Origin of the sequence: Mesorhizobium sophorae (assembly GCF_002270415.1) — a bacterium.
Lineage (GTDB): Bacteria > Pseudomonadota > Alphaproteobacteria > Rhizobiales > Rhizobiaceae > Mesorhizobium > Mesorhizobium sophorae.
Window position 1 is genome coordinate 44,305 of record NZ_NNRI01000022.1, and the last position, 22,030, is coordinate 66,334.

Annotated in this window: 20 protein-coding genes and 1 pseudogene; 15 read left to right on the forward strand and 6 right to left on the reverse strand. The window is 58.3% G+C overall.

Going from position 1 to position 22,030, the window contains the following annotated elements:
• Positions 1–24 precede the first annotated feature (24 nt).
• The 5 genes and pseudogenes from istA (at position 25) to CGZ66_RS31260 (ending at position 3,523) form a co-directional block, all read left to right on the forward strand.
• The gene (gene istA, locus CGZ66_RS31240) at positions 25–1,524 is read left to right on the forward strand and encodes an IS21 family transposase (RefSeq protein ID WP_095085188.1); all 1,500 of its coding nucleotides are present in this window, start codon (positions 25–27) and stop codon (positions 1,522–1,524) included.
• Positions 1,514–2,290, forward strand: coding sequence for an IS21-like element helper ATPase IstB (gene istB, locus CGZ66_RS31245; RefSeq protein WP_206073656.1), 777 nt, complete (start codon positions 1,514–1,516; stop codon positions 2,288–2,290). The genes istA and istB overlap by 11 nt, the downstream gene beginning before the upstream one ends.
• Positions 2,287–2,508, forward strand: a complete 222-nt coding sequence (locus tag CGZ66_RS31250; RefSeq protein ID WP_095090347.1) for a hypothetical protein — start codon at positions 2,287–2,289, stop codon at positions 2,506–2,508. The genes istB and CGZ66_RS31250 overlap by 4 nt, the downstream gene beginning before the upstream one ends.
• 110 nt (positions 2,509–2,618) lie before the next feature.
• A pseudogene (locus CGZ66_RS41135) lies at positions 2,619–2,777 on the forward strand (LLM class flavin-dependent oxidoreductase); the annotation flags it as partial.
• Between the two features lie 281 nt (positions 2,778–3,058).
• Positions 3,059–3,523: a phasin gene (locus CGZ66_RS31260; RefSeq protein ID WP_095090584.1), complete on the forward strand. Its 465-nt coding sequence runs from the start codon at positions 3,059–3,061 to the stop codon at positions 3,521–3,523.
• Between the two features lie 91 nt (positions 3,524–3,614).
• Here the strand turns inward: CGZ66_RS31260 and CGZ66_RS31265 are convergent, their stop codons facing one another.
• Together CGZ66_RS31265 and CGZ66_RS41140 are read right to left on the reverse strand one after the other, a co-directional pair.
• Positions 3,615–4,010, reverse strand: a complete 396-nt coding sequence (locus CGZ66_RS31265; protein WP_095091663.1) for a hypothetical protein — start codon at positions 4,008–4,010, stop codon at positions 3,615–3,617.
• 82 nt (positions 4,011–4,092) lie between these two features.
• Positions 4,093–5,466, reverse strand: a complete 1,374-nt coding sequence (locus tag CGZ66_RS41140; RefSeq protein ID WP_245331323.1) for an integrase family protein — start codon at positions 5,464–5,466, stop codon at positions 4,093–4,095.
• A gap of 587 nt (positions 5,467–6,053) precedes the next feature.
• Between CGZ66_RS41140 and CGZ66_RS31275 the strand changes: the two genes are divergently transcribed.
• The 3 genes from CGZ66_RS31275 (at position 6,054) to CGZ66_RS41145 (ending at position 9,111) form a co-directional block, all read left to right on the forward strand.
• Positions 6,054–6,740: a hypothetical protein gene (locus tag CGZ66_RS31275; protein ID WP_095090585.1), complete on the forward strand. Its 687-nt coding sequence runs from the start codon at positions 6,054–6,056 to the stop codon at positions 6,738–6,740.
• Positions 6,741–6,959: 219 nt separating this feature from the next.
• Positions 6,960–8,696, forward strand: a complete 1,737-nt coding sequence (locus CGZ66_RS31280; RefSeq protein WP_095090586.1) for a beta strand repeat-containing protein — start codon at positions 6,960–6,962, stop codon at positions 8,694–8,696.
• A 121-nt stretch (positions 8,697–8,817) separates the two neighbouring features.
• A complete protein-coding gene (locus CGZ66_RS41145; RefSeq protein WP_095090587.1) occupies positions 8,818–9,111 on the forward strand; it encodes a PilZ domain-containing protein in 294 nt (97 codons plus the stop codon).
• A gap of 135 nt (positions 9,112–9,246) precedes the next feature.
• Here the strand turns inward: CGZ66_RS41145 and CGZ66_RS31290 are convergent, their stop codons facing one another.
• A complete protein-coding gene (locus CGZ66_RS31290; RefSeq protein ID WP_095090588.1) occupies positions 9,247–10,248 on the reverse strand; it encodes an adenosine kinase in 1,002 nt (333 codons plus the stop codon).
• A gap of 1,409 nt (positions 10,249–11,657) precedes the next feature.
• Between CGZ66_RS31290 and metK the strand changes: the two genes are divergently transcribed.
• From metK to CGZ66_RS31325, 6 genes are all read left to right on the forward strand, one after another.
• The gene (metK, locus tag CGZ66_RS31300; RefSeq protein WP_245331324.1) at positions 11,658–12,980 is read left to right on the forward strand and encodes a methionine adenosyltransferase; all 1,323 of its coding nucleotides are present in this window, start codon (positions 11,658–11,660) and stop codon (positions 12,978–12,980) included.
• Between the two features lie 614 nt (positions 12,981–13,594).
• Positions 13,595–13,927, forward strand: a complete 333-nt coding sequence (locus CGZ66_RS31305; protein ID WP_095090590.1) for an ArsR/SmtB family transcription factor — start codon at positions 13,595–13,597, stop codon at positions 13,925–13,927.
• Between the two features lie 16 nt (positions 13,928–13,943).
• On the forward strand, positions 13,944–14,450 hold the full coding sequence (locus CGZ66_RS31310) for an arsenate reductase ArsC (RefSeq protein ID WP_095090591.1): 507 nt from the start codon (positions 13,944–13,946) through the stop codon (positions 14,448–14,450).
• A 5-nt stretch (positions 14,451–14,455) separates the two neighbouring features.
• Entirely contained in the window at positions 14,456–15,160 is a 705-nt protein-coding gene (locus CGZ66_RS31315) for an aquaporin (protein WP_095090592.1), read from the forward strand.
• A 374-nt stretch (positions 15,161–15,534) separates the two neighbouring features.
• Complete coding sequence (locus CGZ66_RS31320; RefSeq protein ID WP_095090593.1) at positions 15,535–16,272, forward strand: antitoxin Xre/MbcA/ParS-like domain-containing protein; 738 nt, start codon at positions 15,535–15,537, stop codon at positions 16,270–16,272.
• A 366-nt stretch (positions 16,273–16,638) separates the two neighbouring features.
• A complete protein-coding gene (locus CGZ66_RS31325) occupies positions 16,639–17,796 on the forward strand; it encodes a porin (protein WP_095090594.1) in 1,158 nt (385 codons plus the stop codon).
• 112 nt (positions 17,797–17,908) lie between these two features.
• Here CGZ66_RS31325 and CGZ66_RS31330 read toward each other — a convergent pair whose 3' ends face one another.
• Positions 17,909–18,304: a hypothetical protein gene (locus CGZ66_RS31330; protein ID WP_095090595.1), complete on the reverse strand. Its 396-nt coding sequence runs from the start codon at positions 18,302–18,304 to the stop codon at positions 17,909–17,911.
• A 228-nt stretch (positions 18,305–18,532) separates the two neighbouring features.
• Here CGZ66_RS31330 and CGZ66_RS31335 point away from each other — a divergent pair, with 228 nt between their 5' ends.
• Positions 18,533–18,751, forward strand: a complete 219-nt coding sequence (locus CGZ66_RS31335) for a hypothetical protein (RefSeq protein ID WP_245331326.1) — start codon at positions 18,533–18,535, stop codon at positions 18,749–18,751.
• A 416-nt stretch (positions 18,752–19,167) separates the two neighbouring features.
• Here CGZ66_RS31335 and CGZ66_RS31340 read toward each other — a convergent pair whose 3' ends face one another.
• Both CGZ66_RS31340 and CGZ66_RS31345 read right to left on the reverse strand, forming a co-directional pair.
• The gene (locus tag CGZ66_RS31340) at positions 19,168–20,394 is read right to left on the reverse strand and encodes an ATP-grasp domain-containing protein (RefSeq protein ID WP_095090596.1); all 1,227 of its coding nucleotides are present in this window, start codon (positions 20,392–20,394) and stop codon (positions 19,168–19,170) included.
• Between the two features lie 418 nt (positions 20,395–20,812).
• Complete coding sequence (locus tag CGZ66_RS31345; RefSeq protein WP_095090597.1) at positions 20,813–21,871, reverse strand: GlxA family transcriptional regulator; 1,059 nt, start codon at positions 21,869–21,871, stop codon at positions 20,813–20,815.
• Positions 21,872–22,030 lie beyond the last annotated feature (159 nt).

Here is a 22,030-nt window from a genome sequence, read left to right on the forward strand (position 1 = left end):
CTACGCAGACGGAGAGCCCGTATCATGACCATCAGCCCCGAACTGGAAGCGCAGATCCTGCGCCTGTATCACGCCGAGAAGTGGCGCTGCGGCACCATCGCCAGGCAATTGCATGTCCATCACACGACGGTGCATCGCGTTCTGGCCCAGGCGGGATTGCCCCGGCACAAGCCGCTGCAGAGAGCCTCAATCATTGACCCGTATCTTCCATTCATTGAGCAGACGCTGGAAAAGTTCCCCTCGCTGACCGCCAGCCGCCTTTATGCGATGGTGCGCGAGCGCGGCTACCGGGGCTTGCCGACGCACTTTCGGCACCTGGTCGCCCTGCACCGTCCCCGCAAGCCGGCCGAGGCGTTCCTGCGGCTGCGCACATTGCCGGGCGAGCAGGGACAGGTCGACTGGGCCCACTTCGGTCACATCGAGATCGGCAACGCCCGCCGGCCGCTCATGGCGTTCGTGATGGTGCTTTCTTACTCACGCGACATCTACCTGCGCTTCTTCCTCGACGCGCGCATGGAAAACTTCCTGCGCGGTCACGTCGGCGCGTTCAACACATGGTGCGGGCTGCCCAGGGTCCTGCTCTACGACAATCTCAAGAGTGCGGTGCTCGAGCGCCAGGGCGATGCGATCCGCTTCCATCCGACGCTGCTTGCCTTCGCCGGCTTCTATCGGTTCGAGCCACGTCCTGTCGCGGTTGCCCGGGGCAACGAAAAAGGCCGCGTCGAGCGCGCCATACGGCATATAAGGGAAGCATTCTTCATCGCCCGCAAGTTCACCGATCTCGACGATCTGAACGCCCAGGCCGAACAGTGGTGCCGCAACCAGGCAGCCGACCGGCCATGCCCCGAGGACCGGACGATGACGGTCCGCCAGGCGTTTGCGCAAGAGCAGCCACTGCTTCTGCCGCTGCCCGCCAACCCATACCCCGTCGAGGAGCAGGTCGCCGCCAAGGTTGGCAAAACGCCCTATGTGCGCTTCGACCTCAACGATTACTCGGTACCGCATGCTCATGTCCGGCGCACGCTCAGCGTGCGCGCCGATCTCGGCCTGGTCCGCGTCTTCGACGGCGCAAAGATGATCGCCAGTCACCGTCGCAGCTATGATCGCGACCAGCAGATCGAGGACCCTCAGCACCTCAAGGCACTCGTCGCAATCAAGCGCGAGGCGCGCCAGCATCGCGGCCTCAACAGCCTGACCCGCGCCGTGCCGGCCTGCCAGACCCTGATGATCCGGGCCGCCGAGCGTGGCTCCAATATCGGTGCGATCACAAACGCGTTGCTGAAACTGCTTGACCTGTACGGCGCGCAGGAACTGCAGGCCGCCGTCGAGGAAGCTTTGCATGCCGGCGCCTCCCATTCGAGGTCGGTTCGCGACGTACTGGAACGCCGCCGGGTCGCCCGCGGTGCTCCGCCGCCGGTCGAAACGAGCCTGCCCGAACACGTGCGGCGCAAGGATACGACGGTACGGCCGCATCGCCTCGACAGCTACGACCAACTGACCCTTGGAGGCAAAGATGATGAATAATCCCGACATCCTGCTCAACCGGGCCAAGGCGTTGCGCCTCAATGGCCTGATCACCCATTGGGACGAAATCGCTGACGCGGACTGGCTGGCCGCCGTCCTTCAATGGGAAGAAGAGGAGCGCTCCGACCGTTCGATGCGGCGACGCACGCGTGCCGCCAGGCTCGGCCACTTCAAGCAACTGTCCGATTATGACTGGCACTGGCCTCGCCGCATCGACCGCGCCGCCGTCGAGGATCTGATGACCCTGTCCTTCATGAACGATGCCGCCAACATCGTCTTTATCGGCCCCAACGGCGTCGGGAAATCGACACTTGCTCGCAATGTCGCTCACCAGGCGCTCATCTGCGGTCACACCGTCGTCTTCCGAACCGCCAGCGAGATGCTCGGCGAACTCGCCGCCCTCGACAGCGACGCAGCCTTGCGCCGACGCCTTCACCACTACGCCGCCGCCGACGTTCTTGCGATCGACGAGGTCGGGTATCTGTCCTACTCGAACCGTCATGCGGACCTGCTGTTCGAACTCATCAGCCGGCGCTACGAAAAACGCTCAACCATCATCACCACCAACAGACCCTTCGCTGATTGGTCGGAGGTCTTTCCCAATGCCGCCTGCGTCGTCAGCCTCGTCGACCGCCTCATGCACCGATCCGAGGTGATCTCCATCGAAGGCGATTCCTACCGCTTCAAGGAAGCGGCCGAGCGATCAAAGGCACAGCGCGAAAAACGCACCAGCCGCTCCTCCGGCGAAAAGGTGCCCGCAGCATGAAACCAGATCCTCAATCGTCCGGCCTCAGTCGTGGTATCCACTTCCTCATCAATCCCGAATGGACACCCGAACAGGCGCTCGCTGTCTTCGAGCTCCTCAACGATCTCGCCGATAGCATCTGGTCTCACTACGGCGTCCAACTCCAGGAACTTATCCAGGAGCAGCAACGAACACCGACCGATCACAGCGATATCGAAAAAGCCCCGTCCTCGCTCTAAAGCACACATCCTCCACACTCGGCGGCCTGCAAAGGCCGCCTTTTTGTTCCGTCCACAAGCACCAAACGCTTGTCGTCGTTTAGACGCGCTTTTGAAAAGCCATCAACAATCTACAGGGCGGGTTCGACATATTCGCCGAGGAGGTGGTGCCGATCTTGCGCAGGCGCGGACTTTTCCGGCACGACTATGACGGGGCAACGCTACGGGACCATTTCGGTCTGCCGCGTCCGCAAAATACATTCAGCGGACTGCAAAGGGCGACCGCTTGATGCATCATGAAGATCGAAGACCTGCTGTTTCCTTTTTTCGGGGTTCGCTGAGAAATCTCCAGCTTAAACCCGATCATTGATTGACGCTGACGCGCTCCCACGTTGATTGCCGCACCCAAAGGAATCCCAAACTCGGCGGTATACCCTCATGCCGCTATTCGAACTGGTACGGCGTACTCCGCGTGCAATTTCACATCAGCTTCACAAATCCGTTGCGACCATTTCGTACGTGAAGGAGGCGGCTTTGCTTCGCGGCCGCCCCCTGCAAAAAGGATGGAAAAATGTCCAAGATCACCGGTAAGACCGAAACGATCGAAAACGTCGAATCCCCTACCTTCGAACCATCAAAGGCTGTCGAGCAAGTTCGCGCTGTCGCCGAACAGGGCGTTGAGCAGTCGAAGGAAGTCCTTTCCAAATTGAGCTCGGACGCCGAAACGCCTCAGAAGGCTCTCGAGTCGACCTTTGCAACGCCCAAGGCTACCAGTAACGAGGTGTCCCTGAAGACGATTGCCGCTCTGCGAGCGAATGCCGAAGCCGGCTTCTTCACGCACCTCGAAGCACTGGTTGCAGTTAAGTCACTGTCCGAGTTTTTCGAATTGCAGACCGCTTTCCTGCACAAACAGATGGAAAATTCCGCGGAGCAGGCCAAGACCTTGCAGGCATTAATGTTGAGAGCTACCGAGGACGTGTCCAAGCCGTTTAAGGATGCCTTTGAGAAGGCGTTTCAGCAGCGCGAGGCCGCCTGATTGCTTAAGGCTCTTTTTTGTTTGAGCACACAGGCTTGGCGGCTATTCTAGTAAACGTTGCGCAAAGCCGAAGCGATGCGGATATCGCCTGCTACCGTTTGCGGTAGTAGGCATCCCAAGCCAGCTTGATGTCGGCGAAGGACCATTCCCTGCGTCGACCGTAGGCGGGGCTTGGGCGGGTAAAACACTCGTTCAGTCCCGTCTCCCTCTGGAATCTCATAAACCACGCCGTGGATTTTGGCTTGCCGCGCGCCGTCGGCTGAATCCGGCGGATGAGCTCGCTATGCGCCCAATGGTCTTGCGGATTGGCAAGGCAGGCCGGGTCCGCCAGGTAGGCCCGGAGTTTCTTGAGGGTGGCGTCGTCGGGCGCCTGATGAAGTTCCGCACGCAATGACGCGACGGCCAAACTCGCTCCCTCTCGAGCAGCTTCCGTCAGCATGTCGCGCAGCTGGGTGCTGGTCAACACAAGCGCCTGCATGACTTCCATGGGCATAGCTTTCGTTGTGGATTGTCGCGGCTGAACATCGCCGCAGGCCCATTGCCTCACAAACGAAAAATGACGTCAAGCGCTAGACGCCGAGCAGGACGCCAAGCCGTTCAGTCACCGGGCGCATCGGGTCTACAAGACCGAGGTCGTAGATCATGGTCGTTTCAAGATTTCCTTTGTGGTCGACGTAGTGTGACACGGCCTCGTGCGATACGCCTTGGGCTGTCAACATCAGGGAGATGGCAATCCGCTTGAGGTCGTAAAGCTGGAAATACTCCGGAACGCCCGGCATCGCTTTGAACCTGTCCAGCCCCTTGCGGAAATTGTCGCGGGGCTGGGTCATATCGGTGTGCGAGGGGAACAGTAACTTGCTTTCAGGCCAGCGGAGGCGTTGGGCCCGCACCATCCCGGCCACCCTAGGATGGATCGGCACCGAACGGTATGCGTATTCATAGAGCGAACGCGACAGTTTGATGCCCTTGGTGTTGTGCTTGTGCCAGACAAGCTTCTCCAGATCAAAATGGTCGAATTCCGCCTTGGTCAGATCGCTGGGGCGGGCCATGGTCAGGAACAGGATGCCCATAAAATTGGAGAGCTCCTCCATCTGGTCGTTGGCCGTTGCCACCTGCCCCTTGACCAGAGCCATGTTCCGTTTGGCGAACCCTTCCAGGTGATCAATTTCAGGCGGTGCCTCGAACACCGGATAGAAGATGTGAGCTGCGATTTGGCGGATCTGCTCTGTTGAGTAATCCCGGCGTCGGCGTATAACCTTCCGGGCTCGGATAGGAGTGCAGGGGTTGCGCATGTCCACCAACTGCATACGGATGGCCCAGTTATAGAGCGCCAGTACGTGCCGTAGCGCGCTGTTGAACACGTATCCCGACGAAAATTGCTTCTGGAATTCCTCGATATTCAGCGGTTTGATCGAGGAAAGCGGCCGGTCGGCGAACATCGTCCCGAAATCTTTGTAACGACGCCGACTGTTGTGGCCGCGCTTGCTTGCCACCGTCGGCGCGGGCCGCAGCCAATGCGCCACAAAGATCGCGAAGTTGTAGCGGTAGCCGGCGGAGAGGCCGCTCACATGGCTTTCCCAATAGCGGTCGATCGCCTCACGGACCGTTAGAAGATGAGCACGGCGAGGGTCGGTTCGGTCGAAATCTGGATTGTTCCCGGCCTCCAGGCGGCGTTGCCGTTTGCCGACCGCCAGCCGGGCAGAGGATACGTTGAGGACGACGGTAGACCCGAGCACTGTTCGATAACGCCTGCCATTGAACGTGTAAGCATGGACAAAGGCCTTGTGCCCCAACTCAGTAACACGGAGCCCCAGACCCGAAACGGAGTCACTTCGTATACGACCGTCCACTCCAACGGGATAATCCCAGTATATTTCCTGGCCTTTCCCAAGTGGGCAACTTGCAGTAAAAACAAGATCGTCAGTCAAAAACAATTTAGGCATTTCATGTAACTTCCATGTAACCGATTTATAGCAAATGTTACATAGAAAGTGAAGTAATGATGTTGAGTACATCAACAAAAATGACCAGAAAACAAATGATTAGGAATTTCAATAATCTCGTATTGTCGTACGGTTGGCGCTCCGAAGGAAGGGGTCATGCGTTCGAATCGCGTCGGGTGCGCCATATTATTCAAATAGTTACATGAAAACCGATCCAGTCGATTCTTCCCATGTATCTTTCATGTAACCGATCTTTGGTCGGGACGTTCATCCGGCACTAATAGTCACTGGAGTGGGGCGGATCGGGTTCTCCGTCCGCGACCGTGTCACCAACTGACCCCTCGCCCGATCTGTTTTGCGCGGCACTTCCCCTCGACCGAGCATCGCCCTTTTGGAGGAGAAGTGAAAAAAGCAGGAGGAAAGCCTTGAGCTCCGCCTCCTTCGTTTTCCTACCTGACTGCACCCCACTGGGCCAGTGCACAAATCACACACCGGCCTGTCAGAAATTTCCCCACCGCCTGTCAGAACATCTGGAGCGAGGTACCATAGGTCTCAAGACCCAACAATCAGCAAGGAACCTCATGACTATGCAACTCACTTTCAACAGCCTTTTCAGCCGTCTTACCTCCAACAAGGGCTATACGATCGACCAGACCATTCTGATCGTCGCCATCATCGCCATCCTTATCACCCTCGTGATCATCACCGTGGGTTGGCAGCTCATCAACCGCTCCAGCGGTACCAAGGCCGGTGCCCAGCTCAAGCAGGTTGAAGACGCCAACGGCCAGTTCTATTCCGGCCAGCACGTGTGGCCGCACGTGGCTCTTACTACCGCCGGCACCCCTACCAGCAACATCGCCGTTTTGGTTAATAACACCATCCCCGCTGCCAGCTGGGCCAGCAACGTCGACAAAACCGACCTGCGCAACATCCTGCCCGGCTTCCGCATAACCGGCACCGGCACCTCCGCCGTGGTTTACCATGGTTTCGGCGGTGGCAACTCCACGACCGGTATCATCACCGAACAGGCCAACACCATGGCCACCGTCGGTAGCGACCAGCGCATGGTTGTCCAGTTTGCTGACATGCCCCTGGCCGACGCGAAGGAAGCCGACAAGGCCATCGATGGCGCGATCGACGCCACCAAGGGCCGCGTGGTTTACGGCACCACTGCCTGCCTGAACAGCACGCTCGGCGGTGCGACCACCATCCCGACCGCTCAGCCAACCGCCAGCCTTGTAACCGTCTGCTACGCGGCCAACACCGTCAACTAAGCCTGAGCCTACCCAAAAAGCCGCCCCACCGGGCGGCTTGTTGCGCTTTTACTCCGCTTCACCGTTCATTTTCGGCTCGCCCCATCATCACGCGCCGGCGCCTGACCCAGGCGAAGTCGGCCGAGGTGAAACAGCCCGGCGTGGCGTAGCCGCAACGGCGGTTGCCCCATTTGGCGTCACTGGCGACGCCAAGCGGTTGAGGTTGCGGTAGAGTGGCCTATGCATCTCCTATGCCGCCTGTCGCTGCTCGCCGCCTTGCTGGTGGTGGCGCCAGCGTGGGCGCAAGATTGGGGCGCTGTCGCCAATATCTCCGCCACCATGGGCGTCACAGGTGGCCGGCTTTGCTATGGCGAGGCTAGCCGCGGCGATATCGGTTGCCCTTCAGATGCGCCAATAATTAGCGGCTCGACCATTTCGGGCACGTTTGTGGGGGATGGATCCGGCCTCACCGGCGTCACGGTAGCCACCGATCGCATTGTGAGCGGCACGAGCGCCGCGATTATCAGCCCCGACGGAACCGTGACCATGCTCGGGCGACTGGAAATCGTGACTGGCACCAATGTGGTCTCCCTCGGCAAGGGTGCCGGGTATAGCAATACCGGGAGTAATGTTACGGTTGTCGGCAAGTCGGCCGGAAATTTCAACTCAGGCTCCAACGTCGCAGCGTTGGGCGATTTTGCCGGTCAGAACAATCCCGGGAGTGCCCTCACGGCGGTCGGGCATGCCGCCGCGCAGAACAACACCGGAAACAACGTCACCGCCCTGGGGGCTTGGGCTGGCACCTCCAACACCTTCAGCAACGTCACCCTGCTGGGCTACAACGTCTATACCGCCGACAAGTCCAACCAGGTGGTGCTGGGCAACGGCAACGTGGTGGAAGTAAGCACCAGCGGCGTTTATGTCGGCAAGGGCGTTAGTATCACGGGCACCATCTCCGCCACCAATTTCGTCGGTAACGGCTCCGGCCTCACTGGCATCAGCACGGTTACCGACCGGATCATCTCCGGTACAGCCAGCGCCATCATTAGCCCCAGCGGCAACCTTAACGTCCGGGGCCTGCTGGATATCGTCACCACCTCCAACGTCGTCGGCATCGGTTCTAGCGCAGCCAAAAACAATACGGGCGTCCAGGTCACCGCCTTGGGCTATGCCGCAGCCCAGAACAACACCGCCAACTACCTCACCGCCGTTGGTTATGCTGCGGCGTTGTCCAACAGCATGCCGAATGTCACCGCCGTGGGTACCAACGCGGGATATAGCAACTCCGGCACCAACGCCACTGCGGTCGGTATGAGTGCAGGCCAAAACAACACGGGCAGCAGCCTCGCCGCCTTGGGCTATGCTGCAGGGCAGAATAACAGCGGGGATTATTCCACCTTGGTCGGTGGCCTTGCCGGGCAGAACAACACCCAGACCCATCTTACGGGCATCGGCTATTTCGCAGGAAAGGACAACACGTCCCCCTTCGTGACGGCAGTGGGTGAAGAGGCCGGCCAGCTCAACTCCGGCTACGCCCTTGTGGCGGTAGGCGTTGCAGCCGGCAAGTACAATACTGGCTCCAACTCCACCGTCATCGGCTCCTATGCAGGCCAGTACAATACGGGCCTCAACGCTGCCACCTTGGGTTATCTTGCGGGACGGAACAACATCGGCAGCAACGTCACCGCCCTAGGTGCCTATGCTGTCTACAGTAGCGTCGTGTCCAATACCTTCAGCAACGTCACCGGCGTTGGCTTCAACGCCCAGCCCAGCAAGTCCAATCAGGTGGTTCTGGGCGATGGCAACATCGTCGAAGTCTCCACCACCGGCGTCTATCTCGGCAAGGGTGTCAGCACCACCGGCGTCGTCACCGCCACGGCCATCTATCTGGCCGACAACCCCGCCATCACTTGCGGCCCAGCCACCTACGGCACCACCAAATTCATCAACGGTCGCCCTTATTACTGCCGCCAGTAGGAAGTTTCATCAGGACTTGCCGCTTATTTCTGGGAATGGGCGGTCCCGGCTTGCCGGCCACGCTGCGGGCAAGTAAAGAAGCGCACGTGGCAATCTGACGTTACTCGTCCATGGGTGTTTTATGCACGGCGGTGAAGAATTGCGAAAACAGCGGCGTCGGCGCGTTCTGAAAGGAGCGACGATTCTGACAGGTATATCAAATTCCGAGGTCAAGTGCACTGTTCGAAACATGCATTCCAAAGGTGCAGAGTTACAAGTGTCAATCGAAGCGCGCGTTCCGGACGAATTCCTTCTCTACATCCCGATTGACGGCATAGGCTATAAGTCAGTTGTTCAGTGGCGAAGAGCAGATAAGATCGGGGTGATGTTCTTTGGCACAGAACCAAAGCCACATTGGCACTACGGTTCGGTCTAAACTTCAGGAACAGCCTTGTATCTGATAAGTAACCACCCCTGTCTTTACCACCGACAAGAAGGCACCTGCTTGGCATTTCCGAGCTCAAACGCCCTAAGGGCCTGCGAGGACCGGGGCGCGAACCTGCCGTTCGCCTCAGGTAGCCTTCAACAACCTCGCCTGTTCGGCCTCGTGGCGGAGGTTCTGCCGCGGCCTTGGCCCGATCTGCTGGATCACCAGCCCGGCGGCCAGCGAGCCGAGATCGCCGCAATCCTTGAGACTGCGTCCCGTCGTGTAGCCATAGAGGAAACCGGCGGCGTAGAGGTCGCCGGCGCCGGTCGTGTCGACCAGTTCCTTAATCGCGGCCGCCTCGATGGTGACGGTCTCCTTGCCGCGCACGATGACCGAGCCCTTTTCCGAGCGGGTGACGGCGGCGATCTTGCAGTCCTTGCGGATGGCGGACAGCGCCTCGTCGAACGAAGCGGTTTGGTAGAGCGACTTGATCTCGTGGCTGTTGGCAAAAACGATGTCGACGGTGCCCGATCGCATCAGGTCGAGGAATTCGTCACGGTAGCGGTCGACGCAGAACGAATCCGAGAGTGTCATCGACACTTCGCGGCCTGCCGTGTGCGCGAGCTTCGCCGTCTGCCGGATCGCTTCCTTGGCGCGCGGCGGGTCCCACAGATAGCCCTCGAAATATGTGACCTTGGCGCCCGATGCCTTGTCGGCCTCGACATCCTCCGGCCCGAGCTCGACGCAGGCGCCGAGATAGGTGTTCATCGAGCGTTCGCCGTCCGGCGTGACGAAGATCATCGAGCGCGCCGTCGGCGGCTCACCCTTGAGCGGCCTGGTGTCGAAGGCGACACCCTGCGCACGGATGTCATGCGCATAGATTTCGCCGAGCGCATCGTTCGAGACCTTGCCGAAGAAGGCGGCACGGCCGCCGAAGCTGGCGACGCCGGCCGCCGTGTTGCCGGCGCTGCCGCCGGACGCTTCGATCGCCGGGCCCATGCGGCTGTAGAGCAGTTCGGCGCGCTGGGTGTCGATGAGGTTCATCGCGCCCTTGATGATGCCGTTGGTCTCGAGGAAGTCCTCCTCGCACTGGGCGATGATGTCGACAATGGCATTGCCGATGCAAAGCACGTCATATTCCGGCATCAATGTCTCCGCCAACAACCCGCCGGCTTTCCACCATGGTGGCCGGGCGCGGGCCTACTGATTGACTACGGGTTTGCTCGGAGCGCGCGCCTCTCTCGAGGATGCGGTCCATGGCAGTTCCTTTGGTTTCGGATTTTGGTATGGGTCGATGAGAGGAAGCAGGTCCATGGGAAGTTTCAAAGTCGACGAGATGGACGGCACAAAGATCGTCTGCAGCGTGACAGTCGAGGCACAAAGCCATGTTCACGCTGTGGTGAAAGCGATACAGCGTCCGCTCAAGCCAGGTCGAGTAGCCGGTAGGCCGTGGATACGCGTTACCGACTCCAACCACACGTCCAGAGAGTTTTCCGGCGGAGATTAACCGGCCCATGTCATCCCTCTTACTCGCGAGCAGCTTAATTTTGACTCTATGGTTGTGTGGAATGCTTACGTTTGGAGGAATGGGAGGTCGCGACTTGTTCGAAGACTGGAAATCGGGGCGAGATGGAGACCAGACGTGTTTGTTCTGGATCGTTGTAACCGTCTTCGCGATAGGATTCGCCGCTTGGTTGACAATGTAGTAGCCACCATAAATATTAGTAATCATTAACATTGCTCGAATGATGATGTGCCTAATTTGAATCGTTTTTATGACACCAAATTGCAACTGTAATAATATACTATCGGTTGTATGACAGCAAGGATCAATGCCCGTGCCAATTTGGTTTCGTGTCGTAGACATTCCGACCGCACTTCGGCTTGTCAATAATACACACTAAACCCGCTCGCGGCCACTTGCCGCTCAACCGAAAAGATGCAACGATAAATGGGTTGTTGGACAGACGACACCCCTTTTGGACAGGGGTCTGGAGGGGCAGTGTATTTTCCGAAGTTTCTTGTAATCGCGACAGCTGCATTGGCGAGCCTTCTGTTGTGGACATACGGTGTGACCGGATCGGTTTGGTATTCGTTAATTTGGACTGGGCTCGGCGCTTTGTCTCTGCAGCTTGGATATTTTCTGAGTGTTGTATATTTTGTTCTTCGCAGCGAAGCGGGGAAGGAGGAGAAGTTATCTGTAAGCGACGAGGAGCGCGTCAAACTGTTGGGCTGGACAGGATCGTTGTTCCATTGAATTTGAAATCCAGATGATTTCCCAATCGTACTTCCGGCGAGTGTCAAATTGACTTTGATGTTCGACAGCCTTGGCGCCTCAATAGCCTTGTGAATGAAAAGTTCACCTATACACAATCTCCTGAAGGATCGATGGCCGGCAGACAAAGTTGTATGAACAATATTGTCGCAAAAGTGAAAGATTTATAGAGTATTGCCTTGAACCGACGTCAATTGCGCTTGACGAGCGGCGCCCGGCACCGCTAACACGTGGCGCGCCAAAATCGGCAACCTGCCGATGTTTTTCGAGAGGGACACCCGTGACACGGCAGAACTACTTCTTTACCTCGGAATCCGTTGCCGAGGGCCATCCCGACAAAGTCTGTGATCGGATCTCCGACGAAATTGTCGATCTCGTCTATCGCGAGGCCGAGAAGACGGGCATGGACCCGTGGAAGGTCCGCGTCGCCTGCGAGACGCTGGCCACCACCAACCGCGTCGTCATCGCCGGCGAAGTGCGCGTCCCCGAGACGCTGTTGAAGAAGGACAAGGCCGGCAATATCCTCAAGGATGCGGCCGGACATTCGATCATCAACCCAGCCAAGTTCAAGTCGGTCGCCCGCAAGGCGATTCGCGAGATCGGCTATGAGCAGGCCGGCTTCCACTGGAAGACCGCCAAGATCGAAGTCCTGCTGCATGGCCAGTCGCCCGACATCGGCCAGGGCGTCGACAATGCCGCCGATCGCCAGGGCGAGGAAGGTGCCGGCGACCAGGGCATCATGTTCGGCTATGCCTGCCGCGAGACGCCGGACCTGATGCCGGCGCCGATCTACTACAGCCACAAGATCCTCGAACTGCTGGCCGCTGCGCGCCATGAAGGCAGCGGCGATGCCGGCAAGCTCGGCCCGGATGCCAAGAGCCAGGTCACTGTGCGTTATGTCGACGGCAAGGCGGCGGAAGCGACACAGATCGTGCTGTCGACGCAGCACCTAGATTCGAACTGGGATTCGAAGAAGGTCCGCAAGGTCGTCGAACCCTATATTCGCGAGGCGCTGGGCGATCTCAGGATCGCCGACGACTGCAACTGGTATATCAATCCGACCGGCAAGTTCGTCATTGGCGGGCCGGACGGCGACGCCGGCCTGACCGGCCGCAAGATCATTGTCGACACCTATGGCGGTGCGGCACCGCATGGCGGCGGCGCCTTCTCCGGCAAGGACACGACCAAGGTCGACCGTTCGGCGGCTTACGCGGCGCGCTACCTTGCCAAGAATGTGGTGGCAGCCAAGCTCGCAGACCGCTGCACCATCCAACTGTCCTACGCCATCGGCGTTGCCCAGCCGCTGTCGGTCTATGTCGACCTGCACGGCACCGGCAAGGTCGACGAGGCAACGCTGGAGGAAGCGCTGCGCTCCGTGATGGACCTGTCGCCGTCCGGCATCCGCCGCCACCTCGATCTCAACAAGCCGATCTATGCCAAGACGTCGTCCTATGGCCATTTCGGCCGCAAGGCCGGCAGTGATGGGTCCTTCTCCTGGGAGAAGACCGATCTCGCGGATCGCCTGATGGCGGCTACGGACCTGCCCATATCCGAAGTCCCGACCGCCGGCAAGCTGCTAGGCGTCGGGATTCACGTAGGATAGAGCGATGAATGATGACTATGCCAAAAGTGGATCTGAGCTATCGCCAAGATTCGTCGCGAGGTGTACAGTCTTCGCTTTGATTTTGGTAATATTTGCGCTTATTTATCTTGCGACAATCCATTAAACTATCGCCTACAGTCGGCAACTGCTTTGAAAACGAGCCTAAGTACCGGGAATTTGCCGGGCGGGCGGGGAGCGCGAGGGGCGGGCCAGGGGCGCCCTCGCCTGGCCTCGGCCGGTTCGACAACGGCCTGAGGACATTCCGAACGCAAAAAACCCGGGGCATCGTTGCCCCGGCCTGACCGGATCCGCAGCGCAGCGGGAGGCCAGCCCTTGCCGTCCAGTTCCTTCTCGGCCTGCAAGACGCCCTCGGGTCTTGGGCCGCGTTCGACCGCTTTCGCGGCATCTTCCCTTATGCGGCGAGACGGTTGAGGATGTCAAAACACTGTGCAGGGAGATGAAAAACGTTCCTGAGCGGCGCAACTTCTTTGTGACAGCTTTGAAGTATCCAACCCTGCTAAGCCGTCTTTAGCAACTAGCTCGGCAACCTGCCTATTGTCATCCGGCTGTCATATATTGGCGATACGTACCCTTAATTCCGGATTTACAGATACATGGATAAAAAATTAGCTCTCCTCGGATTGGCAGCACTTGGCCAGGATACAAGGCTTGAGGTCTTCCGCCTGCTTGTTCAGGCGGGCGCCGGGGGAGTGCCCGCTGGCGAGATCGCTGCTCGCCTCAATACCGTGCAGAACACTATGTCGGCGCACCTGAAGGTCCTCGACCATGCCGGCCTCGTCCGCTCTGAGCGCGACGGACGCACAATCCGCTACGTCGCCGACATGACCGGCTTCCGCGATCTGCTCGCCTATCTCATGGAAGACTGCTGCAACGGCGCGCCGGAATTCTGTCAGCCCGTGATCCAAGCAGTCACCTGTAAATGCTAGAAGGAGGGCATACGCCATGAGCGAGCCATATAACGTTCTTTTCCTCTGCACCGGCAACTCGGCAAGGTCGATCATCGCCGAAGCAATTCTGAACCGTGTCGGCGCCGGCAAGTTCAAGGGCTATTCGGCCGGATCGCACCCCAAGGGCCAGGTTCACCCCTACACGCTCCAGCTCCTTAAAAACCTGAATTACGACACGTCGTTTGCCCGTTCGAAAGACTGGGAAGAATTCGCAGTGCCCGGCGCGCCGGAAATGCATTTCGTTTTCACGGTGTGCGACAACACTGCCAATGAATCGTGCCCGGTCTGGCCGGGGCAGCCGATGACGGCACATTGGGGCGTGCCTGACCCGGCTGAGGTGGGAGGGACCGATGCCGAGAGGCATCTGGCGTTCGCCGAAGCCTATCACATGCTTAACAACCGGATTTCGATCTTCATCAGCCTGCCGATGAACATGGTCGACAAGCTCGGGCTGCAAAAGCGGCTCGATGAAATCGGCCGCAAGCTTCCGAAAGCCGGCTAGGCGTCATGGTCGACCTGTCCCGACGCATCGCCGCAGAGGCCCTCGGCACGGCCTTGCTCGTCGCGACTGTGGTCGGCTCCGGTATCATGGCCAACCGCCTCACGCACGACACTGCGCTGGCGTTGCTCGGGAACACCATCCCTACAAGCGCCATCCTTGTGGTTCTGATCACAATCCTCGGACCGATCTCGGGCGCCCATTTCAATCCGGCGGTGACCCTGGTCTTTGCATTGAGGCGGGAGGTTGAAACCAATTCCGCCGGGGCGTACGTCCTGGCTCAGGTCTTAGGCGGGATCGCCGGCACGTTCCTCGCACATGCCATGTTCGAACTGCCGGTGTTGCAGCTATCCCAGACCGTGCGGACCGGTAACGGCCAATGGGTCGCCGAAGTGGTCGCCACCTTTGGCCTTGTCCTCACCATCCTTGCCGGGTTGCGGGCTCGCCCGGACTCAATCCCATGGCTGGTAGGGCTCTACATTACCGCCGCCTACTGGTTCACCGCCTCGACCTCGTTCGCCAACCCGGCCGTCGCTATTGCGCGGGCATTGTCCAACACCTTCGCCGGAATCCGCCCGGCCGATCTGCCAGGGTTCATCGTCGCTGAATTGCTGGGAGCGATCGTCGCTATGGCCTTGGCCGGATGGCTGCTCGCCAGCCCCAAATCCGCCACTTCAATAATGGCGCAGCCGCCCGGCCTGATGCGGGACTGACGGCCCCGGCGAATTTTATCGGGCATTGGGACACCACCAATCAGCTCCCGCAGATGTCCTCCAGTGGCCAAGCTCCGCGGCCGCGCCCGAAGCTACGCCACAAAGCAAGCAGCAAGACTGCAATAGTAAAGGTGCGTCACCCTATAAGGGCATCAAACAACGCGGTCTGTCGTGCATCTGTCACACACCACCCCTACACGCAGACTGAGGCGTTCCGTGACTGACATTTCGGGGCAGCCAGTTGGGGTATGAAAATGCAAGACAGCTGCCTGTCAGGTCGCTGTGTCTATGGTCGTTACCATTTCGTCTTCCTGCTGTAGCCTTTCAATCGGCCGCAATTGGGGACGAGCGCGCGTGGCCGGCAAGTCAGATACATGACCAGATTTCCAAATCCGATGGTTGGGATATCCCACGAAGCCTTGGCAGGCCTGGTGGGCGAGGCGGTACAACAGGCATTGACGCAGCATGGTGTCCTGCTGGACGCCGAGGCGCTCGTTTCCGTCAGCGTGATTGCGGGCAGTGTGGCCGCCGCCCTGCCCTTCCTGCCGCAGGCACAATGGCACGCGATCGGCTCTCTCAAGGGCGACTTGACTGCGCTCGCCTCTGAGTTCTTCCGCACGATGGCAAACAAGATCGCGCACAGCCACCCCGCCGAAGCGGACCACGCTTCGGGGAGGCCGGCGCCGGCGGCCGGACCCGGCCAGCCTGCGTTCCAACACGTTGCCGAGGGAACCGCAGAGCTCCAATCGATGGTGATCGAGGACTGGGCGGGCGAAGTTGCCGGATCGACCTATTTGGAAGAGAAGCTCCGCATCCCGCGCTCCACGCTTCATCGCTGGCAAAGGCGAAACGAAGTCATCGCGTTGCGCAAGGGCGGCCGCAAGCATGTCTTCCCGCTGGCCCAGTTCATCGACGGCAGGCCGGCGCTAGGGATCAGTGAGGTGCTGTCCCTCATTCCCAATCCAAGGCTGGCCTGGTTTTGGTTGGCCCGCCCTTCGCCAGATCTCGACGGTCGCATTCCCATTGAAATGCTCAAGCGCGACATGGTGCACGAGGTCATACTGGCCGCACGCGACTTTTCATCGACCGGCAGTATCAAATCTTCAGTTTGACGTTCTGATTTTCAAATCGATTAGTGTGCAATTGTAATGCCGCTCACTAGATGAGTAAGGTCCCTTTACAAAGACAGTCATAAATAGAATCAACTCAGGCTATCCCGCGTTTCCTTTGTGCCGCTTGTGCAATCTGTGCCAAATTTAGACGCATCTTCGTGATATTTCCGCAACAATACTTCTTAAACAGCCAAAGAGCCGCTTTCCAGTTTCAATCTCCGTTTGTGCACTGCAGCGAAGTCGGCCATGTCGAGCGCGAAGAAGCCGCACGGTGCGCGACTTTTTCAACGATGAGGACGGGGTGGCAGGAAAGCCCAAGTGACCTGCCGAAGCCTGTCTTGAACCTTTGACTGGAGATTCAAGAAAATGAACATCAAGAGCCTTCTTCTCGGCTCCGCTGCGACCCTGATCGCAGTTTCCGGCGCCCGCGCCGCCGATGCGGTCGTCGTCGCCGAGCCGGAACCGGCCGAATACGTCAAGATCTGCGACGTCTATGGCGCAGGTTACTTCTACATTCCCGGCACCGAGACCTGCCTGCGCATCGGCGGTTACGTCCGCTATGACGCCGGCGTGGGCGACATCGGCACGTTCGATGGCGCTAAGACCACCGACGTACAAAACGGCAGCGAGAACAGCACTTGGTTTAAGAACACCCGCTTCACGCTGAAGACTTGGACCGGCCAGGAAACCGAGCTCGGCACGTTGAAGACCTACACCGAAACGCGCTTTAATTTCGGTGACAAAAACCTTGTCACTGATGGGCGCGGTAACGTCGACAGCAATCCCGCCGCCAACAAGCCGGTCGACCTGCATTTCGCGTGGATCCAGCTCGGCGGCCTGCGCGTCGGTAAGGATGAGACGCCCTACGACGCGTTCATCGGCTATGCCGGCAATGTCATCCAGGACACGATCATCCCGTACGGGATCAAGGACACCAACGTCGTCAGCTACTACTTCGACGCTGGCAGTGGCTTCTCGGGCGTTGTCTCGCTGGAAGAAGGCTCAGGCGCCAACACGATCGACAGCTATGTTCCGCATGTCGTCGGCGGCTTGAAGTACAAGGCCGACTGGGGTGCGATCACCGGCGTTGTCGCCTATGACAGCAACTACGAGGAAGTGGCCGGCAAGGTTCGTTTGGACGTCAACGTCAGCAAGGAACTGTCGCTGTTCGTCATGGGCGGCTACGGCACCGACAACAACCTCACCGACCCCACCAACGCCGTCAACGCTCATGGCCGCGGCTTCTACAAGCCGTGGGGCGGCAAGTGGGCTGTCTGGGGCGGTGGCACCTACAAGTTCAATGCCAAGGCAGCGTTCAACGTCCAGGCTTCGGCTGATGACGACAAGAACATCGCTCTGGCTGCGAACGTCGCTTACACCATCGTTCCGGGCTTCACGATCACGACCGAAGTCGACTGGGACCATTTCGGTCACTTCGATGATGGCACTCCGTTCGGCAACTTCACCAAGGCCGACAAGAAGGATAGCGTTGGCGGCATCGTCCGTTTCCAGCGCAACTTCTGATCGAACCCCAGCCGATCAGAAGGGAAAGGCCCGCGACGTCGTCGCGGGCCTTTTTGTTTTTGGCGAGAGCTGCCGTACCGACGCGAATGTGCCCTCCCGTAAGAAGCAGCGCTCAGCCGGCAGGGAACGGGGCGAAGTGACCCGAGCCACGAAGCCTCGCGAGAAGGATGATGGCCGTTCCGCGGTGCTCACCCCTCGCTTGCTCACTTAGCGGCGACGCATCCCAGGCAGCCAATTCTGCCACCAAAAGGGCTGTGTCTCCGTTGATCGAGGCGCATCTAAGCTGTCCGCTCTTCTCCATTACGATTATCGCTGTGCCGGTTTCGCCATATCCAATCCCAGCCATCCGCTGAACGCAGATATCGCCGTCGACACGTACGTCGAATAGAACCGATCCTGCTGTTTTCTCCGCAGCGTCAGCCACACGATCACCGAACGGTTGATGCAGGCCCTCGCGATTGCCGAGCGACTGCTCAAACAACGCCAATTCAACATGCTCCGCCACCATGGTACCCAGGGTGCGCGCCGGCTGGCGTAATCCGCAATAGGCCAGGCCTAATTATCCACATCCCAGCCGCCGTCCCGCAGCCGCTGCGACCTCGCAGTTGCGCTCCTGGGCCGGCGCCACCTTCGCCTGTCCGCCTCATGCTAGGCGCCTTATCTTCGCTAAATTAGCCGAAGTTAAATTTAGAGCGTTTCGGCTTGCCGGAAATTATGTCTCCGTGGATAAACCAACATGGCTTTTTGGGTGCTGCAAGGAAGACTAATGCGTGGTCGTGGATTGATTAGAGCGTTGCGCCAGGACGACGCTCGACAGGTGCGCGCGCGCATTGCCGAACTGGAGCTCGACCTCATAACGACCGCACCTTTGGGACGCCATCGACGTTTCGAAGCCGGACATGAACTTCGCAGGGCGAAGCTTCGCCTGGAGAAGCTCGAGGAATGCATCGGCTAACTACCGGAGAGCTCTGGACGTTAGTAGTAGCCTCGCCGCTTCCATCCTTGTCGCGCGGCGAAGCCGGCAGCATGGGTTCCCCCTTTCATTCACCGATCCTGACAGTCTTGCTTTACCCGTTCTGTTTGTCAGCGCCTTTTTCTCGAGCGCGCCGGCCGCGCATTTGGTCCATCATATGATAGCGGCAACGAACTCGTGCCGGTTTTATGGGATTTCAGCGACTAATTGGAAAAGCTGCTCCAACTGGCGAGTCGGGTTCGATGTCCCGACCGATCGAGCCGCCCCAACTTCTTGATTGGGTTTCGTGAGCTTCCACCAGGAGTGCGGTAACCGCTATTCTCTTCGAGGCCTAGGTCGTGCCTACAACAAGACCCTGACGGTGCCGACAGTCAGAGGCTGCAGATGTTCAGATGTTCTTATTCGACGAAGTTGGGGAATCGTGTGATCGACCAATCGATTAGGTCGACCGCTCGCTGAAGTATCGCCTCGGTTTGAGCAAGTCTGTGTGACGCGGCGATGACATGTGCGATCGTGTCTCGATAATCGCCTTTCCTGATGATCGGGGTCTTGGGTTTAACATACAATTTGACCTCGGCGACACCTGCTATGGCCGCCGCCCGACTGTGGCCATCGATCCAATCGAGGATGCCATCGCGATCGGGAACTAGGAACCGGACGGCCGCAGTCTGCGACTGCCTTTTGCGCAGATTCCATTCGTCGCCGATGACAAGCTTGATGTGCTCGGCGACGAGATCGACACCGTAAGCCAACTGGACCAGTTGAGGATCCGGCGAGCCAGCAAGACGCGGATTGACCTCAATGACGACCGGGCCACGTTTCGTCCACCGGAGTTCAATGTTTGTTGGCCCCCAGCCAAGGTCGAGAGCTCGCAGACAACTCAGAGAAATATCGGCGATATGCTCATGCCTGTCATCAGTCAGCAAGGCCGGAAAGGCGAACTCACGATAGACGAAATGCGGTGGCGGGCCGAACTCAGCGGCCGTAATTCCAATGACCTTATTTCCCATTATCTGAGCAGTATATTGGGGGCCTTGCACGAATTCTTCGACCAGCATCCTCGGTGAGGACCACCATATATGTTTGCCGCCCAATAGATAGGTCGTATGTTCGGCCAACTCATCGTCGTCGCGGCACAATCGAACACCAATGCTGCAGGTGCCGACGGCTGGCTTAAGAATCACCGGCAGGCCGATCTCCATGGCAGCGCTTTCTACGTCCGCCGCATTCGCTGCCAAACGATAAGCAGGCACTGAAACGCCGGCCTGCGCGAGGAGCTGACGTTGAGCGAATTTGTCGCAGCATTGTTCAATAGATGCGGGATTCGGTCCAGGAAGATCGAAATACCTGCAAAGCTTGCCAACTGTCGCGTACAAGGACTCCTCGGCGCTCGTAATGCCGGCAATGTCATAAGTCGTACCTAGCCGGGAACATTCGCCGATCAGCGCAGCGAGATCTTTTGTATCGATGCGGATTGCCTCAATCCCTTCCGTCGCAAGATCGCACTGAATTGGATCAGCCGATACGACAATTGGATGGACGCCAAGACGCTGGGCCGCTTGGATGTATAGCCGCGCGGTATCCATCGAATAGCCTTCAACCAGAATAAGTACTCTTCTTGCCATTGGTAAACCCGATGCTGTGATGTGCGGCGGTCCGAGCGTAACTGGCATCAGTTCTTGACCAATGTCTAACCTCAGCTGTCTAACCTCAGCCAATGTCTAACCTCAGACCTCGCGGCGAACATAACATCGTCAGCGATTTTCGGTTGTTAAGGTTCTGTAAATTAATTTGAAGTTTTTGTCGCAACTTAGAATAGGGACGATTGGGGAGTTGCTCGTCAGCTAGCCAAACATGCGCATATCGGAGCGATCCAATGATCCAGTCGGGCAGCGTCGACTTGACGCAACCACACGAGTTAAGCTCCCACCGCCTGATGAATATGGCCGATGGGACTTGGCTGGATGGGAGGCTTTCGACGGCCGGAGTTCCATCGACGATTGCCATTGCTATTCACCCAACGCGGCGCTGCGTTTGAATCGCCTATCTCTGCACAACGGTGCTTACCCACTGGCGGGTATGACTAGGAAGCATGCTGAAATGATCTTTGAAGACTTTCGAAAAATGTGAAGAGGAAACATATCCGCAGGCCATGGCCACTTCAATGACCGACATGTCTGTCACCTCAAGAAGCTGTCGCGCCTTTTTTAACGTAATCTGAGAGTAATAATTTCCCGGCGTAGTCTTTAGATGCTTTACGAATATTCTCTCGATTTGGCGACGCGACAAATCCACTGTCCGTGCTATTTTCTCGAGTGGCAACGGTTCCTCGACATGCTTCTCCATCAGCTTGATGACACGAATGATCTTTTCGACGGTACCGTTATATCCAAGTCCAAGCGGCGCAGATTGACAATGCGTACCTATACGCACTCTGTCTGCGGTCAATTGAGCACAAATCCAACGCGCTAGATCCTCGCCCCTTTTAAGATGAATTATCTCAGCTGCGAGATCGAACGCTGCGAACCCTCCGGCGCAAGTCGTAACGGAGCCATCCTGGACAAAGAGACAATCTTCGGCGACTAAATCTGGGAACTTTTCGGCAAAAGCCGATAATTTCGACCAGTGAATTGTACATCGCATGCCGCTACGCAAGATTGCTGCGTCAGCCAACAACCAGGCTGCGGTTCCGATCGCACAAATTGGCAATTTACGATGAATTTTCACTCGCAGAAGAGCTGTGAGAAGGGGTGACTTTTGCTCTTCGATGCGTTCTCCACCTATAATTACAAAGGGTGAATCGTCATGATCGTCTTTGTAGGAATTGATGTCGATGTCGGTTGTGATTGCGATGCCGCTTGAGCTCACCACCGGATTTCTGTCTGTCCCGACAACTCGCCAATCAAAGAGCTTCTCGCCAGCGCTGCAATTGGCCTGATAAAGAGGCTCTACAAACGAGGAGAAACTAAGCTGCGAGAACCCTGGTAGAACAAGGATGCTGAACCTCAGCGTGCTGTGGAACGAGGCCTTTTCTTCCGACGAGCCTTCATTGAAATCGCAACGCCGAACGGACGAGTCCGCATTCACGGTTTCAGCCATCATCAACAGCTCCCGACCGGCCGCTTCTTTCCCGCTCCTGTGCTTTCACGCCAAGCCCGATTGGTTGCGCTGTCTCTTCGAGGCGGTCAGCGAATTTCGCTTTCCCGCGCCACGTCGCCAATACCGCGTCCCGCGTCGGCCCCCGTGCAGGTCCTCGTCACG

Coding starts and splice junctions, on each gene's coding strand:
- CGZ66_RS31280 (WP_095090586.1), top strand. CDS start 6,960: ATGCATCTCCTATGCCGCCTGTCGCTGCTCGCCGCCTTGCTGGTGGTG.
- CGZ66_RS31265 (WP_095091663.1), bottom strand. CDS start 4,010: ATGGAAGTCATGCAGGCGCTTGTGTTGACCAGCACCCAGCTGCGCGAC.
- CGZ66_RS31290 (WP_095090588.1), bottom strand. CDS start 10,248: ATGCCGGAATATGACGTGCTTTGCATCGGCAATGCCATTGTCGACATC.
- CGZ66_RS31345 (WP_095090597.1), bottom strand. CDS start 21,871: ATGATGGCTGAAACCGTGAATGCGGACTCGTCCGTTCGGCGTTGCGAT.
- CGZ66_RS31250 (WP_095090347.1), top strand. CDS start 2,287: ATGAAACCAGATCCTCAATCGTCCGGCCTCAGTCGTGGTATCCACTTC.
- CGZ66_RS31330 (WP_095090595.1), bottom strand. CDS start 18,304: ATGGTGGCGGAGCATGTTGAATTGGCGTTGTTTGAGCAGTCGCTCGGC.
- CGZ66_RS41145 (WP_095090587.1), top strand. CDS start 8,818: ATGCACGGCGGTGAAGAATTGCGAAAACAGCGGCGTCGGCGCGTTCTG.
- CGZ66_RS31335 (WP_245331326.1), top strand. CDS start 18,533: ATGGCTTTTTGGGTGCTGCAAGGAAGACTAATGCGTGGTCGTGGATTG.
- CGZ66_RS31320 (WP_095090593.1), top strand. CDS start 15,535: ATGACCAGATTTCCAAATCCGATGGTTGGGATATCCCACGAAGCCTTG.
- CGZ66_RS31340 (WP_095090596.1), bottom strand. CDS start 20,394: ATGGCAAGAAGAGTACTTATTCTGGTTGAAGGCTATTCGATGGATACC.
- istB (WP_206073656.1), top strand. CDS start 1,514: ATGATGAATAATCCCGACATCCTGCTCAACCGGGCCAAGGCGTTGCGC.
- istA (WP_095085188.1), top strand. CDS start 25: ATGACCATCAGCCCCGAACTGGAAGCGCAGATCCTGCGCCTGTATCAC.
- CGZ66_RS31325 (WP_095090594.1), top strand. CDS start 16,639: ATGAACATCAAGAGCCTTCTTCTCGGCTCCGCTGCGACCCTGATCGCA.
- CGZ66_RS31310 (WP_095090591.1), top strand. CDS start 13,944: ATGAGCGAGCCATATAACGTTCTTTTCCTCTGCACCGGCAACTCGGCA.
- CGZ66_RS31260 (WP_095090584.1), top strand. CDS start 3,059: ATGTCCAAGATCACCGGTAAGACCGAAACGATCGAAAACGTCGAATCC.
- CGZ66_RS31305 (WP_095090590.1), top strand. CDS start 13,595: ATGGATAAAAAATTAGCTCTCCTCGGATTGGCAGCACTTGGCCAGGAT.
- CGZ66_RS31315 (WP_095090592.1), top strand. CDS start 14,456: ATGGTCGACCTGTCCCGACGCATCGCCGCAGAGGCCCTCGGCACGGCC.
- CGZ66_RS31275 (WP_095090585.1), top strand. CDS start 6,054: ATGCAACTCACTTTCAACAGCCTTTTCAGCCGTCTTACCTCCAACAAG.
- CGZ66_RS41140 (WP_245331323.1), bottom strand. CDS start 5,466: ATGCCTAAATTGTTTTTGACTGACGATCTTGTTTTTACTGCAAGTTGC.